Here is a 14,561-nt window from a genome sequence, read left to right as displayed (position 1 = left end):
AGCGAATCGAATCCCGCATGTCATTCCCAAACATTTATTCGATTTATCAATTTGTTGACTGTTTGTAATCAGTGTTAATTCAAAAACAGAGATTTCTTACTTGCCACACGCACCTAAAAGAATAAAAATACAAAAATTACGAATAAAAATTCAAATGAGGTTTTGCCGTGAAGGAACGTAGTACTGAACTGGTTCAGGGATTTCGCCACTCAGTTCCCTATATCAATGCTCACCGTGGCAAAACTTTCGTTGTCATGCTCGGTGGAGAGGCCATTGAACATGAGAACTTCAGTAATATTGTCAACGATATCGGATTGTTACACAGCTTAGGCATTCGTCTGGTGGTCGTTTATGGTGCCCGTCCGCAGATTGATGCAAACCTTGCTGAGCATAATTACGAACCGATTTATCATAAAAACATCCGTGTCACCGATGCCCGGTCGCTCGAACTGGTTAAGCAGGCTGCCGGCCTTTTACAGCTCGATATCACTGCGCGGCTGTCGATGAGTCTGAATAATACGCCGCTCCAGGGCGCGCACATCAACGTGGTCAGCGGCAACTTTATCATCGCTCAGCCGCTGGGTGTGGATGACGGTATCGATTACTGCCACAGCGGCCGTATCCGCCGTATCGACGAGGAAGCGATTCATCGTCAGCTCGACAGCAATGCCATTGTACTGATGGGGCCAGTTGCGGTTTCCGTCACCGGTGAAAGCTTCAACCTGACATCAGAAGAAGTAGCAACGCAGCTGGCGATTAAGCTTAAGGCTGAGAAAATGATCGGCTTCTGTTCTTCGCAGGGAGTGATTAATGAGGAAGGTAATATCATTTCCGAATTGTTCCCCAATGACGCACAGGAACGAATTGATCAGATGGAATCCAGTGGCGATTATCTTTCCGGCACCGTCCGCTTCCTGCGCGGTGCGGTGAAAGCCTGCCGCAGCGGTGTTCGTCGCAGTCACCTGATCAGTTATCAGGAAGACGGCGCGCTGGTTCAGGAACTGTTCTCCCGCGATGGTATCGGTACGCAAATCGTTATGGAGAGTGCTGAACAGGTTCGCCGCGCGACCATCAACGATATCGGCGGTATCCTTGAACTGATCCGCCCTCTGGAGCAACAGGGTATTCTGGTGCGCCGTTCCCGCGAACAGCTGGAGATGGAAATCGATAAATTTACCATTATCGAACGGGACAATCTGACTATCGCCTGTGCCGCGCTCTATCCGTTCCATGACGAAGGGATTGGCGAAATGGCCTGTGTTGCCGTTCATCCGGACTACCGCAGTTCTTCACGCGGTGAAATGTTGCTGCAACGCGTTGCCAGTCAGGCAAAAATGATGGGGCTAAACCGTTTATTTGTTCTGACGACGCGCAGTATTCACTGGTTCCAGGAACGCGGCTTTAAACCGGCAGAAGTCGATGTGCTGCCAATTCAGAAACAGGAAATGTATAACTATCAGCGCCGTTCCAAGATCCTGATTTCTGAGCTCTAACGTTACAAATTGGCCGCTGAATTGTAGAAAACAAAAAGGACGCTGATGCGTCCTTATTGTTTTCTACGGTTAGTCGTTTATTCCGCGGATTTAGGTTCCAGCGTCTTCTGCAATGTCGAGGTATCCGGCCAGGTTTTAAAGCCTTCCGGCGCGGCATACTGCGGTGTTTTGCTGTCATTGCCCGATACCTGGGACAGCATCGCCAGCCCTTCCTGTTTAATTACCGCTTTCTGGAAGTAATCTGCCAGCTGAGTTTGCGTCAGTCCGGCAATCACGCGGATAACATTCGCTCGGGTATCAAATTGCGCATTTCCGCGACTGAAATCATTACCAAACCTGTCGGCTTCCTCATCCAGCGTTTGCGGATTCTGCTGCATTTCGTTGACCAGTCCCTGCTTGTATTGCAGGAATTCCGCATCTTTCATTTCACGCAGGCGCTTTTCAGCCTGTGGATAAAATGCCAGATAGCGCTGATACAGATAGTCCGGTTGCTTGCTGTTACTTTGCAACAGGAAACCGATACCCCACTGTTTTCCGACAGGAATTGGGAAAGCAAAGACAGCGTATCCGAGTTGCTCCTGAGTACGCAACTGGCTGTAGAACCAGGGCTGAATAATCTGCCCGAGCAGCGCACTGTATCCCATACTCTGGACTTCATCGTAGCCTGTTGGCACATAAACGGCAGCCAGCGCCGAATCAGAACTGGTACCGACACGCTGAATATTAGCTTTAACCGGTTCAGTCACCTGCGCCTGTTCGCCACGCCACCATCTGTCACCGTGCACGCCAAGCTTTTGCATGATCTGCTGCGACATAGCTTTAACCTGGCCAGCAGTCATATTACCGACAACCATCATTTCGACAGCAGCATGATGCACCAGCTGTTCACGGTAAGCGTTTACGTCATCGAGTGTGATGGCTGAAACCAGTTTCTCACGTTCGCTGCGCTCGGTGTAAGGCACTCGGGAGAGCAACTGTACGGGCTGCAATGCCAGCTCAAACGCTTTTCCCTTATCCGCCGAAGCAAGACGTTCGAGATACCAGGACTTTGCCTGATCCAGCTGTTCCTGTGTAGGTTTGAAATCTGGATAGTTGTCTACCAGCGCGGCCAGCAAATCAGGCAGGCACTCGGTAAAACCTGTCGCTGTAAATTGCAGGCCATTGTCCGGAGATGTCCCGAAAGTGATCCCGCCAATCGAGGCCTGATAACTCAACTGATCAAACGCCACACCGGTCAGATAATCAGTCAGGCCGTACAGCACCTGATTTTTAGCCGTACTCAGCGCCTGATCGTTACGGAAAGAAACGGTCACATTGGCTTTTGGCTCATCAGCAAAGTATCTGCTGGGCATGTAGTAAACCCGTAAACCTTTGTCGTCGACCAGCAGTTCCGGTCGAGTAGCATTAGAATCTTTGGTCACCAGCGCAAGTGATTCAGGGATATAGGGATTAAGCGCCGGTAGTGACAATGAAATATTCTGCCCGAGGGTTTGCCATTGCTCATAAGTCTGAGGCGGCACTTTGTCGACCTGATAAGGCGCATTTACGAAATAAGCCATTTTATTGTGCGGCTCATTTGGGCTGATTATCCAATAGCGTGCGTTTTGCGGCGTCATTTCATCCAGACGGGATTCAATGGCTTTAGGATCGTACTGATCCGTCAGATAAGGTGAATCAAGGACATGCTCCACCGGCACACGCAGCATGGTATCAACCAGCCATTCAACGTAATCCATATCCCGCGTTAATGCCGGATACCGGTAATCAAGCGCCATCACGTGGGCTATTTCGTCGAAATAAGGCTTATCAATACCCTTAGTTCGCATCTCATTGAGATAGTTAAATATGGCAGCAATCACGGTATCACGCTGCGCGAGCCCTTTATCCGTCAGGGAAACCGAGATATTGAAGACACCCATATTACGGTTCACCATAGGATCCGCTCCGGCGCTGATCCCGTCGGCATAACCCTGTTTCTGTAACCAGTCAGAGAGTGTGTTCGGACTGCGGTTTCCAATCAGATAGCTAATATAGGTATCTGTTTTACTGCGAAAATCCGCGCTGTTGTTATCAATCGCAAATTCAATGCGTAATTCTTTTCGGGGCTGTGCAGGAACAAAATGGATGAACTCCCCTTTCTGTTCAGCAGTTAATGTAGGCACCGTGATCGGCGGTACCACCGCGTGATGATTGGCTATATGACCAAAGGTCGTTGAGGCCAGTTCTGCCAGCTCCGGTAATGACTTGTTGCTGTAAATCACACCGACCATCAGGTTCGCGGAATAATAGCGGTGATAAAAAGCTGTTAGCTGGTCATGTAGCTTGCTGCCGGGTTTGTCTTTCAGGGTATCGAGATTTCCTCCCGCGAAACGGGATGCCGGATGCTCAGGATTTAATGTCTCTGCGCGCACCTGCGCCATACGCATTCCGTCGCGCGAGCGGGCCATTGTCAGTTCAGCGTTGACGGCATTTCGCTCACGGTCACCATTAGCCGGATCAAGTAAGGGTTCACCAATGGCATTGGAAAGGCGATCGACCGCTTCAGGAAGGGCATCATTTTCAACTTCCAGATAAAAAGCCGTGCGATATGAAGCCGTGCTTCCGTTATGGCTGCCACCATGCTTTTTGAGAAACTCCGAGAGACTTTCCGGTTGAGGATATTTCTTTGAACCCATCAGCAACATGTGTTCGGTATAGTGAGCCAGGCCTAATTGAGAATCAGGGTCTTCGAGCGAACCTACCGGAATAGCCATTGCAGCGAGGGACTTTGGAGCTTGAGGGTCAGAAACCAGCAAGACGGTCATATCATTGGCCAGTTTTATAGCCTGATACTGACGCGGGTCATTCTGACTTTTATTGATAACTTGTGCATAAGGCTGCCAGTTGGCGGCATCAGAAACCGCCACACTTGAAACCGCTGCACTCGCAACAGGGGCCCAAAAGGTCAATAACAACAGTAACCCGGAAATTCGGGTGACCTGTTTTAACATTGCCACTCTCCCTCAATCAAATAAACGTGCCACACGGGCAATAAATACACGGTTCAATAACAGCTGAACCTCAACAAGCTGTTTTTAGCGGTTGAGTCTGTTCAGACCCCGCAGGAACAGGATAGTTGTGAAAAAAATCGAATCGGGATTTTCTCTCTGTATTCCGTCACGTTTTAGCCGTAAAGCCAAATCCTACCAATAAGTAAAAATCACTGAGTTAAACCACTCTAAGCTGTTAAAACACCATTGCAAGCAGCTTGACGCTATTTTTGCTTCCAGCAAGCGGGCCAGTAGCCTCTTTTTCAGGGCACAAATTTGCATTCGAGCCGATGTAATACTGCCTGATATTTTGCGGGCGTTTGCACGGTTACCTGCACCCGCTGGCATAACTGACCCACAGAAATACCCGAGAGCTGATAACTCCAGTTCTCCGCCAGAGGCTCAGTTCCCTTCCCTGTCGCAGCGTGCGCCTCCAGCTGAGAATGGGCCTCTGCCCATGCTTCCTGAGTCTGCCACTGACGCATAAAACCATTGGTCAGCGACTGGTAATAATTCAACAGTCCGAGCAGGGATACAGACAGCAATAACATTGCGATCAGCGCTTCGGGCAGGCTGAAACCGTGCTGCCTAGAACCGTTTTCAGTCATTGCAAACCTGCTCATCCGCTTCCGGACAAAAATCCAGCCATCCCTGTTTCAGTGGTGAAAAACTCAATTTTCCGTCCGCCTGCTTTTCCATGCTGGCTTGCTGAAACAATTTCACTGCTGCCTTACTTTCGCCCGCGGTTCCTTCTGCGCGAAGAATAAACACATCCTGGCGTAGTGAGGTGCGAGCACAAACTCTGCCACCACCGGAGGAAATGAGCATTGCCGGTACGTCCTGACATTGCCAGCGGGAATCACCAACATCCTTCCACGGCTGACTTATGCCCCATGCCAAAGCGGAAGACGCATTTTCCCAGGCGATAACAAAGCGGTGCTGATCAGAGGTCTGTGCAAGCCCCGCTGAAAGCTGTTGTTGCAATGACCCCAGGGCAATTAACCCCAGCCCCATCATCACCATGATGCTCAGTATCATGGCGCTTCCCTTTTGCCTGAACAGATTGTCAGCCTTCTTTGTCTCAGTCATAACGAGTGCCCTGCCACCATTTCAGTCACCTGCCGGTGGATGGAGGGGGTGTTGCGCCAGCGGGCTTCAAGTTGCAACGAATACAGCCCGCCAGCAAAATTTTCTGGAGACACACTCACGCTGAACCTCATGACACTGACTTCAGCAGGATCGAGCAGTTTCTCCCAGCCGGAACTGCCGCAATCGGCAGATCCACGCTGGATCTCAATTCCGCCCTGCCGTAAGCGATAACCAAAATATTCCGAATCTGCTGTACCGGGCTTTTCCCACCGGCCATTGCGGTTCAGGTCATAAAGGATAATGATACAGGAGCCTTCAGGTTCACCATCAGCATGCCCCGTTATGACCGGTTTATCCTCGCAGCTGCCATTACAAAAACCGGCGCGCCGGAGATCTTTGGCAAGAGTAAAAACAGTCTGATGCAAAAGCTGGTCGAGCTGATAGTGCCTCCCAAGACTCTGACTTCTCTGACGCATCAGTGGATAAATCTGAGCAGCGCTGAGCATCAGCATGCTGCCAATACTCATCGCAATCATGATTTCCGGCAGTGTGAATCCGCGAGAAGCTACTGACACAGGCCAATCCCCAGCAACGACTTGTCTTCGCTGCATATCCGCAGTCGTCCCCTTGCTGAAAGCACGACACGCAAACTCCCTGCTGAATTTTTTAGCGTTAAACGCCCCGCCAGCGCTGCATTTCGCAGCCCGTAGAACCCCATGGATTTGTCGGGGAGCCCGGACAATTCAATATCATGTTCCTCTGTGACAAATATTTTACCGGTAGCATTGTGACAATCCGACGGGCGGGGGCCGTATCCGACACATCCGTCGCTGCCATCAATTGCCCACAATACCGCTGAAAGATTGTAATTATTGGCCCATGACTGAACGCCATAAAGATACAAACGCAGGCGCTGGGCATGTTGTTCAAGTTTCAGCGCCTGCTGGTAGCCGCGCCAGCTTTGCGTTCCCCATAATGTGCATATAGCGACCAAAGCAATCACGACCATCATTTCTATCAGTGACATCCCGCGTTCCCCTTTGTGCCTGGTGGCAATCATGCTGTTAGTCTTCATGCCGTCAGGGTAAGCGCTTAAATTTGTTCTGCGACCGGCAAAGTGTTTTTTTACGGCATGTCTCCATAACAATCAGCGCAACACAATGTGCACAACAAAAACGTTGCGTGATGTCTCGCGGGAAAAGCATCTGGCTTTACATCGGAGTTGGAATACTCAGGAAAAGGCGTACAAAGTGCGGCATAGGGAAAAAGCAGGACGCAAGAGAAATGACCGCCTGACGGGGGCGTCAGGCGGGAGACAACGAAGGATCAGATAGCGACGGGCGCTTTGATTGCCGGATGCGGATCATATCCTTCAATCTCGAAATCTTCGAAGTTGTAGTCAAACAGGGAGGCTGGTTTGCGCTTGATGATAAGTTTTGGCAACGCACGAGGTTCACGCGTCAGTTGCAGATGCGTTTGCTCCATATGGTTGCTGTACAGATGGGTATCGCCACCAGTCCAGACAAAGTCACCCACTTCGAGGTCGCACTGCTGAGCCATCATATGTACCAGCAGCGCGTAGCTGGCGATATTAAACGGCAGACCAAGGAAGATATCGCATGAACGCTGATACAGCTGGCAGGACAGTTTTCCGTCCGCAACATAGAACTGGAAGAAGGCGTGACAAGGAGCCAGCGCCATCTGATCCAGTTCGCCAACGTTCCACGCTGAAACGATAATACGCCGCGAATCAGGATCTTTCTTCAGTTGCTCGACAACATTCGCCAGCTGGTCAATTTGCTTGCCGTCAGCCGCGCCCCAGGCACGCCACTGCTTGCCATACACCGGGCCAAGGTCGCCGTTTTCGTCAGCCCACTCGTCCCAGATGCTGACATTATTTTCACGCAGATAAGCGATGTTAGTTTCGCCTTTCAGGAACCACAGGAGTTCATGAATGATGGAGCGTAAATGACAGCGTTTGGTAGTGACCAGCGGGAAACCTTCCTGCAAGTTGAAACGCATCTGATGACCAAAAATCGACAACGTGCCAGTACCGGTACGGTCGGCTTTAGGGGTGCCCTCATCGAGCACTTTCTGCATTAAATCCAGATACTGTTTCATGTTACCTCACGACAATTGTTTCTGCGGACGGCGATATGCCCAGACCATCATAATCAGGCCGATAACGACCATTGGGATGGACAGAACCTGTCCCATACTGATAATCCCGTCGAACAGGCCGAGCTGTGCATCCGGCTGGCGGAAGTGTTCAACGATGATGCGGAATAAGCCATAACCGATCAGGAACAAGCCTGAGACCGCGCCCATTGGGCGAGATTTACGGATAAATACGTTCAGAATAATGAAGAGTACGATACCTTCGAGCAGGAGTTCATACAGCTGGGAAGGATGGCGCGGAAGAACGCCGTACTGGTTCAGCAGCGGCTGCCATTTAGGGTCAGCGGCGGCTATCGCGATATCTTCCTGACGCGAACCCGGGAACAACATCGCCCAGGGCACATCTGTGGTTACACGCCCCCAGAGTTCACCATTGATAAAGTTGCCGAGGCGACCAGCGCCCAGACCAAATGGGATCAGCGGAGCGATAAAGTCGGCAACCTGGAAGAAGTTGCGTTTGGTGCGACGCGCAAAAATCAGCATGACCACGATCACACCAATCAGGCCCCCGTGGAAGGACATACCACCGTCCCACACTTTGAAAAGATAAAGTGGATTTTCGAGGAACAAAGGCAGGTTGTAGAAGAATACATAACCTATACGACCACCGAGGAAGACACCAAGGAAACCCGCGTATAACAGGTTTTCAACTTCGTCTTTGGTCCAGCCGCTGCCTGGCTTATTGGCACGGCGAACCGCCAGCCACATTGCAAACACAAAACCGACCAGATACATCAGTCCGTACCAGTGAAGAGAAACCGGCCCGATTGAGAAAATCACCGGATCAAACTGGGGAAACGCCAGATAGCTATTGCTCATCTATCACCACAAATTGTTTATCATTATTGCCCGGTCAGGGGCCAGCAGGGAGCGAATAGTAGCATAGCCGGAAGGTTTTCCGGGGCTAAGCCGCTGGAAAAGTTCTGTAAAAAATCTTCTCATCCTGCGCAGAAGTGCATTCAGGATGAGACTGACGCGGCGCAGAATGTGGCGGCCGCCGCTTATTTACCACCGCGGATAAGTCCACCCAGTCCGCGTCTTTCCATAAAAGCGGCCGTCATATGACGCACGTCCGTGGTGAAATGCGCCTGTAATACGCGTCCGGCGAGTTCTTCGGCATCGTTCAATTCGATACGGCGCAGCAGATATTTTACACGGGCGACGCTGCGTCCGTTCATGCTGAGATTACGGAACCCCATACCGGTAAGCAGTAATGCACCCATCGGATCGCCCGCCATTTCTCCACACAAGCTGACGTCCAGTCCGGCGACTTCTGCGCTGGTAATAATCTGCTTGAGCACACGCAGCATAGCCGGATGCAGACTGTCATAAAGCCCGGCCACGCGGGTATTATTGCGATCTACTGCCAGCAAATACTGGGTCAAATCGTTAGTGCCGACGGAGATAAATTCTACCCTTCCTGCCAGCGCAGGCAGCATAAAGACCATAGAAGGGACTTCGATCATCACGCCAAGACGTGTCCGCGGAAGTTCGTAACCGAGTTGTTCCTCCACTTCACGTCCGGCACGGTCGATTAAACGGCGCGCCTCGTCAATCTCTTCAAGGCTGGTCACCATCGGCAAAAGAATACCGAGATTACCGGTCGCCGCATTAGCGCGCAGCATTGCACGCACCTGAATCAGGAAAATTTCCGGCTGATCGAGGGTAATTCGGATGCCTCGCCATCCCAGGCAAGGGTTTTCCTCGCTGATCGGCATATACGGAAGTTGTTTGTCAGACCCGATATCCAGCGTTCGCAAGGTCACCGGTTTTTGCGGGAACAGCTGCAACATGCCCTGATACTGCGCGACCTGTTCCTCTTCAGAAGGGAAACCGCTTTGCAACATGAACGGAATTTCAGTGCGGTATAACCCGACACCATCTACGCGGCTGCCGAACAGTTTTTCATGATCCGCACTCAGACCGGCATTGAGCATCACTTTCACCCGTTCGCCACTTTTCAGCGCGGCTGGTTGCTCAACGTCATCTTCAGCTTTCTGGCTCAGCTCCATTTCTTCGCTGATCAGACGCTTGTATTCCGTGACCAGTACGGGTTCCGGATCAATCAGCAATTCACCGCGATAGCCATCCACAATCAGTTGCCGCTGGCTGAGCAGTGCAGGCTGAATATCGGCACCCATAATGGTCGGCACGCCCATTGCGCGCACCAGAATCGCCGCATGGGAGTTGGCCGCGCCATCGCGAACCACGACACCCGCCAGCCGGTCTTGCGGCACTTCAGCCAGCAACGTGGCAGTCAGCTCATCGGCGACCAGAATAAAACGCTCAGGCCACTGGGTGTTACCCTGAATGGTGTCATCGAGATGGAAGACCAGCCGCTGGCCCAGCGCACGTAAATCGCTGCCACGCTCACGCAAATAGGTATCCTGCAAGCTGGCAAACTGAGCAGCAAACTCTTCAACCACTTTTTTGACCGCCCATTCCGCTACCGCACCCTGATCAATCTGGGCGAACAACTCTCGCTTGAGGCGTGCATCGTTAAGCAGGTGGGAATAGAGATCGAAAATCGCGGCGCTTTCTTTCTGCGCGCTGGCGCTAAAACGTTTACTAAAACGGCGGAATTCAGCACCGGCATCTTCAAGGGCGCGGGTCAGGCGTTCGCGTTCACGTACCGTATCAAGCGTGGACGCCATATAAACATGCTCGAGCGATGGCTGCGAGCTGTCCTGCCAGCCGATACCAATCGCCACACCCGGCGAGGCCGCAAGTGCGCGGACACGGGTCTGACGAAAGCGACCGTAAAGCACATTAAGTTGTGCCTGAGAAAGGATTGCAGCCAGCTGCGTCGCCAGCGTGACCAAAAACGACTCTTCACTTTCGTCGAACTGGCGGTGTTCGCGTTGCTGAATAACCAGCACGCCGAGCAACTGACGACGGTGGATGATCGGCACACCTAAAAAGGATCTGAAAAGATCTTCTTTTACGGCAGGAATATATTTGAAGCTGGGGTGGCTCTGCGCATCGGCAAGGTTAATAGGCTCAGCCAGACGCCCTACCAGACCGACTATCCCCTGATCAAACGCCAGGGTAATAGTCCGCCCGCGAGGTTTTTTCAAACCTCGCGTCGCCATCAGATAATAACAACGGCGGTCATTGTCAGCGAGATAGACGGAACACACTTCAGTGTCCATCGCCAGGCAGGTTTCATTGACCAGTACATCCAGCGCATCATTGAGGCTGGACGCCATTGCTACCTTTTCAACAATTTCTCGCAAACGCGTGAGCATCTCTTCGTGACTTAGCCTCTTTTACGACGATAAGCGGGTGATGTCCTGGGAAGGGAAACTTCCTGCATCGGCATAATCGTGGTGGAGAACTCTTTCATTACGCGACGATAAACATCCCGTTTAAAAGAAACCACCTGACGAACCGGATACCAGAAACTCACCCAACGCCAGCCATCAAATTCAGGCGTACTGCTGCGCTGCATATTGATATCAGCATCGTTACACATCAGTTGCAGCAAGAACCATTTTTGCTTTTGGCCGATACAAACCGGCTTTGTGTCCCAACGCACCAAACGTTTTGGCAATTTATAACGTAACCAGTTACGGGTCGAAGCCAGAATACGTACATCTTTACGGCCAAGCCCCACTTCCTCAAACAGTTCGCGGTACATGGCCTGCTCAGCGGTTTCACCGGGGTTTATGCCCCCCTGAGGAAACTGCCAGGAGTGCTGACCGTATCGTCTGGCCCACAATACCTGACCCTGCTTGTCACAGATTACGATACCAACATTCGGGCGGTAGCCATCATCATCGATCACCGGACTACCTCAATAGCTCAAAATCATAGATGTTCTGATTGTTTCATACTACCAACAGGCGGTAAACCACTGGTTAATGCCGATGAGCATGAATAAAAATGGGATAACTCACAGTTATACTCAAAGTTATAAACAGATTTCGGAAATCACTCCGGATTTTATTCACTTTTTCTGTGGATAGGTATGTGAAGAACTTAAGAGTAAGCGGGGTAAAACTCTCCTGAACTAATTTTGATCCAGAAATCGCGCCCAGATAAAAATATTATAAAACAAATAATTAAACACAATTAATGAAGTTATCCCACGGTCAAAAATGAGAGTTATCTCACACCGCACAGCGAGCTGGTGAAAGATCCACCAATGTCGTTTTTATCCACAGCGATCGTTTAAAAGTTGACGCTGTCAGGGCAAAAATTGGATAAAACCCCTTCCGTCAAGCCTGTAAATCGAACCAGTGATCGGTATCAGGCAGGGTTATCCAAGAAATCTGTGGATAAGTAGGTGGAAGATCCTGTTTATTGTCGCCTTCAACAGGTGATCAACCTAATCAAATGTGAATATAAGAGACCAGAAAGCTAAAAAAAACCTAAGGCAAATCATGCTATTATTTCTTTACTCCACAGGGATAACTTTTTATTCATTGTGCCGCCACAAAGCAGTACAAAAATTAATCATAAATTGAGCGTTGTTTTTTATGTCTATTCCTTTACCCGCCATCACACCGCCCCACCACGAACAGGAACTGCTGCAACGCGCGCAGTCGCTGGCAGGTCACACGCTGGGCGAGCTGGCTGAGCATGCGCGATTACCTATTCCGGAAAATCTTAAACGGGAGAAAGGCTGGGTCGGCATGTTGCTGGAAGTGTATCTTGGCGCGATAGCCGGCAGTAAACCTGAGCAGGATTTTGCTGACATCGGCATCGAGCTCAAAACTATTCCGGTTGATTCCCGGGGTAAACCGCTGGAAACCACGTTTGTTTGCGTAGCGCCTTTAACCGGGAACAGCGGTGTAACCTGGGAAAACAGCCATGTGCGCCATAAACTGGCACGGGTGTTGTGGATACCGGTCGAAGGCGAACGTCAGATCCCGCTGGCGGAACGCCATATCGGCGCGCCGTTGCTATGGCAGCCTTCGCAGGAAGAAGATGAACAACTGTGTCAGGACTGGGAAGAGCTGATGGATTTGATTGTGCTGGGCAAAGTAGAAAGCATTACTGCCCGTCATGGTGAGTTTTTGCAAATCCGGCCTAAAGCGGCAAACAGTAAAGCGCTGACCGAAGCCATCGGCGAATTCGGGCAGCCGATCCTGACGCTGCCTCGTGGTTTCTATCTTAAGAAGCGTTTTACCTCTGCGCTCCTCGCCCGGCATTTTTTGCTTTAATCACCGCTTTTCGAAAATTTTAATCACCTTTTCTGCCACTTTTAAAACCTTTTGCTACGCTAGAATCTGACACTCTTGTTGTGCATAAAAGGAATGATAATAATGATGAAGAAAACATTGATGATGGCCGGTGCTGCAATGCTGGTTTTTACCCTGGCAGGTTGCGCCAGCGATTACGTCATCTCGACCAAAGACGGCAGCATGATCCTGACCGATGGCAAACCAAAGCTTGATAAATCGACCGGGCTGCTGAGCTACACCGATGAACAAGGTAATGAACGCCAGATCAATAACGATAATGTCAGTCAGGTCATGAAGCGTTAAGTTAGTCTTCGCCCTGTCCGATGAGAGCCGGTTTTTACCGGCTCTTTTGCTTTTTACCCATCCTGCCCCGATTACCGGCACTCTCTGCCACTTCCCCCTGATGATTCCCTTGTATATAGTCAGTTGAGGCGCTTTTTCATTAGCCTGACATTCTCAGATATAAAGGAAGACCGGCAATGCAATATCACCGTATACCCCACAGTTCTTTAGAAGTGAGCTTACTGGGACTTGGCACCATGACTTTTGGTGAACAAAACAGCGAAGCCGACGCCCATCAGCAGCTCGATTACGCCGTTTCAGCAGGCATCAATCTGATTGATACCGCTGAAATGTACCCCGTTCCGCCGCGTCCTGAGACGCAGGGACTGACAGAAAGTTATATCGGCAGCTGGCTCAAAGCCCGTGGCAACCGTGAGAAGATTGTTCTGGCGAGTAAAGTTGCCGGGCCTTCCCGTGGTAATGACAACGCTATCCGCCCGGGCCAGATGCTGGATCGCAAAAATATCCGCGCAGCGCTGGATGCCAGCCTGAAGCGTCTGAATACAGATTATCTGGATTTGTACCAGCTGCACTGGCCGCAGCGTCAGACCAACTTCTTTGGCAAACTGAGTTATCAGTACACCGAAGAACAGTCTCCGGTGACCTTACTGGAAACGCTGGAAGCGCTGAATGAACAGGTGCGTGCCGGTAAAATCCGCTACATCGGTGTTTCCAACGAAACCCCGTGGGGCGTGATGCGTTACCTGCAACTGGCGGAGAAACACGATCTGCCGCGTATCGTTTCCATTCAAAACCCGTATAGCTTGCTGAACCGCAGCTTTGAAATCGGTTTGTCAGAAATCAGCCAGCACGAAGGCGTCGAACTGCTGGCGTATTCCAGCCTGGCATTCGGTACGCTGAGCGGCAAGTACCTGAACGGTGCGAAACCGGCCGGGGCGCGTAATACGCTGTTCAGCCGTTTCACCCGTTACTCTTCCCCGCAGGCAGAAGCAGCTATTGCTGAATATGTGGCGCTGGCGAAGAAACGCAATCTGGATCCTTCACAGATGGCGCTGGCCTTTGTGCGTCAGCAACCGTTCGTAGCCAGCACGCTGCTCGGTGCGACGACGATGGAACAGCTGAAGATCAACATCGACAGTCAGGATCTGACACTCGATGAAGAAATCCTCGCTGACCTGGAAAATATCCACAAGCGTTTCACCATTCCTGCGCCGTAATCCCTGCCAGTCAGTGCGGATCGCAGGCATAAAAAAAGGGCGCTCAGCGCCCTTTTCTATTTT

The 14,561-nt window shown here is 51.0% G+C and carries 13 protein-coding genes; 4 read left to right on the top strand and 9 right to left on the bottom strand.

Annotation, left to right across the window (positions count from 1 at the left end; genetic code table 11):
• The first annotated feature begins 167 nt into the window (after positions 1-167).
• On the top strand, positions 168-1,493 hold the full coding sequence (argA, locus tag J1784_RS10605) for an amino-acid N-acetyltransferase (protein WP_217149168.1): 1,326 nt from the start codon (positions 168-170) through the stop codon (positions 1,491-1,493).
• Between the two features lie 77 nt (positions 1,494-1,570).
• Here argA and ptrA read toward each other — a convergent pair whose 3' ends face one another.
• The 9 genes from ptrA to rppH all read right to left on the bottom strand — a co-directional run bounded on the left by ptrA (position 1,571) and on the right by rppH (position 11,576).
• Complete coding sequence (gene ptrA, locus J1784_RS10600; protein ID WP_217149167.1) at positions 1,571-4,483, bottom strand: pitrilysin; 2,913 nt, start codon at positions 4,481-4,483, stop codon at positions 1,571-1,573.
• Between the two features lie 302 nt (positions 4,484-4,785).
• Positions 4,786-5,145, bottom strand: coding sequence for a prepilin-type N-terminal cleavage/methylation domain-containing protein (locus J1784_RS10595; protein ID WP_238485479.1), 360 nt, complete (start codon positions 5,143-5,145; stop codon positions 4,786-4,788).
• Positions 5,123-5,611: a YgdB family protein gene (locus J1784_RS10590; RefSeq protein ID WP_238485478.1), complete on the bottom strand. Its 489-nt coding sequence runs from the start codon at positions 5,609-5,611 to the stop codon at positions 5,123-5,125. The genes J1784_RS10595 and J1784_RS10590 overlap by 23 nt, the downstream gene beginning before the upstream one ends.
• A complete protein-coding gene (locus J1784_RS10585; protein WP_338019903.1) occupies positions 5,608-6,186 on the bottom strand; it encodes a prepilin peptidase-dependent protein in 579 nt (192 codons plus the stop codon). The genes J1784_RS10590 and J1784_RS10585 overlap by 4 nt, the downstream gene beginning before the upstream one ends.
• Positions 6,177-6,671, bottom strand: a complete 495-nt coding sequence (locus tag J1784_RS10580; protein WP_217149209.1) for a prepilin peptidase-dependent protein — start codon at positions 6,669-6,671, stop codon at positions 6,177-6,179. Before J1784_RS10580 ends, J1784_RS10585 begins: the two co-directional genes overlap by 10 nt.
• A gap of 266 nt (positions 6,672-6,937) precedes the next feature.
• Entirely contained in the window at positions 6,938-7,732 is a 795-nt protein-coding gene (thyA, locus tag J1784_RS10575) for a thymidylate synthase (RefSeq protein ID WP_217149165.1), read from the bottom strand.
• 6 nt (positions 7,733-7,738) lie between these two features.
• Entirely contained in the window at positions 7,739-8,608 is an 870-nt protein-coding gene (gene lgt, locus J1784_RS10570; protein ID WP_112288300.1) for a prolipoprotein diacylglyceryl transferase, read from the bottom strand.
• Between the two features lie 182 nt (positions 8,609-8,790).
• Positions 8,791-11,037, bottom strand: coding sequence for a phosphoenolpyruvate--protein phosphotransferase (gene ptsP / locus J1784_RS10565; protein WP_120508919.1), 2,247 nt, complete (start codon positions 11,035-11,037; stop codon positions 8,791-8,793).
• Between the two features lie 11 nt (positions 11,038-11,048).
• Positions 11,049-11,576 (bottom strand): RNA pyrophosphohydrolase, encoded by a 528-nt coding sequence (gene rppH / locus J1784_RS10560; RefSeq protein WP_013574162.1) that lies wholly within the window; start codon positions 11,574-11,576, stop codon positions 11,049-11,051.
• A gap of 694 nt (positions 11,577-12,270) precedes the next feature.
• On the opposite strand from rppH, the gene mutH reads away from it, so the two are divergent.
• The 3 genes from mutH (at position 12,271) to J1784_RS10545 (ending at position 14,498) form a co-directional block, all read left to right on the top strand.
• A complete protein-coding gene (gene mutH, locus J1784_RS10555) occupies positions 12,271-12,957 on the top strand; it encodes a DNA mismatch repair endonuclease MutH (protein ID WP_420803965.1) in 687 nt (228 codons plus the stop codon).
• A gap of 105 nt (positions 12,958-13,062) precedes the next feature.
• Positions 13,063-13,281, top strand: a complete 219-nt coding sequence (locus tag J1784_RS10550) for a YgdI/YgdR family lipoprotein (RefSeq protein WP_162940790.1) — start codon at positions 13,063-13,065, stop codon at positions 13,279-13,281.
• Positions 13,282-13,457: 176 nt separating this feature from the next.
• Positions 13,458-14,498 (top strand): NADP(H)-dependent aldo-keto reductase, encoded by a 1,041-nt coding sequence (locus J1784_RS10545; protein WP_217149163.1) that lies wholly within the window; start codon positions 13,458-13,460, stop codon positions 14,496-14,498.
• The last annotated feature ends 63 nt before the right edge of the window (positions 14,499-14,561 follow it).

This window comes from Rahnella ecdela (assembly GCF_019049625.1).
Classification (GTDB): domain Bacteria; phylum Pseudomonadota; class Gammaproteobacteria; order Enterobacterales; family Enterobacteriaceae; genus Rahnella; species Rahnella ecdela.
Note: the sequence above shows the minus strand (reverse complement) of the source record. Positions and strands in the feature narration are given on the sequence as shown.